At 44.2% G+C, this 1136-nt stretch carries 1 protein-coding gene; it reads left to right on the plus strand.

Annotated features, from left to right (window positions below; all coding sequences use genetic code 11):
- Positions 1–363 precede the first annotated feature (363 nt).
- On the plus strand, positions 364–1136 hold a 773-nt coding region (locus ACS8FC_RS14650), incomplete at its 3' end, for a disulfide isomerase DsbC N-terminal domain-containing protein (protein ID WP_439297305.1).

A 1136-nucleotide genomic window follows, 5' to 3' on the forward strand; every position in this document is an offset into this window, starting at 1 on the left:
AGTCGCTTCTTAACGCCAGAAGAAGTTGCTAAATTTTAATTTCTAGTATTTGCATAAATATCATTTTTAAATTGCTCTCTTCTAAAAAACATCAGCAGCCACGACACCGTGTGCTGCTTTTTACTGTCAGCTATTTTTACCTATGATTCTCCTTCGCTATTCTTGCGGTCTGCTTGTGTTGCCTATCTCTTAAAGCTCAGTAGCAATTTTGCAAAACTGCGCTTTTATAACTTTGCAAAAAATTCCTTTATGCTAAAGTCTGTCTAATATTTTAATATACTCTTTTACATAATATAATTGTGATTAATAAGAGCTGGCTTCGTGAAGCGTTGCATTTACTAAAAACCAACTGGGACTGTTTCTGTGACATTATCTGTATTTAAATCTGCGAGCTTAATCAGCGTCATCCTATTAGCCACTACTGCTTGTGCGCAGCCAAGCTCAGCGGATACGACGAGCACCCAATTGAACCAAAACAATCAAAGCGCGCAGATGAGCAAAGTGGTGAGTGCAACGGTCGATAAGCGGTTGCGCCAAGTGCTGACCCAAGCCGGTATCAAAACGCAGATTACCTCCATTGCGCCGTCTAACTTACCCAATATGTATCAAGTGAGTTTGGCTGGGCAGCCGCCACTACATATCACTGAAGATGGTCGCTATGTTATCCAAGGTGAGTTACAGAAGAACCCAAGTAAGCGGGTAGTGACCAAAACGCCAGTACGCAGCACGAGTGCGCAGGTAGGCAAGCCAGTCAGTGCGGCAGTCAAATTGGCGATGCTTGCCAATATGAGCGCGCTCAAAAATATGAGTGCAAAAACGCCGTTTTTTTATACCGCAGTACCTGGGGTCATTTGGGGTGCAACGCTAGAAGGGGTGCCTTTTTTGCTATCAGACGATGCGCAGTACATCACCGATGGTGAGATATCAGTGATCGAAAACGGTCAGTTTATCGGACTCGATGAGAATTTTGAGCAGCGCAAAAATCAATCGGTGTTTGCGACATTGGATGAAAGCCAACTGATTACTTATCCAGCGACCAGTCCTGAGAGAGCGGTGATCTATGTGGCTGACGATGTCAACTGCCCGTATTGCCGCCGATTTCATCAGCAAATACCCATGCTCAATGCAAAAGGAGT

Source organism: Psychrobacter sp. 1Y4 (genome assembly GCF_051847555.1).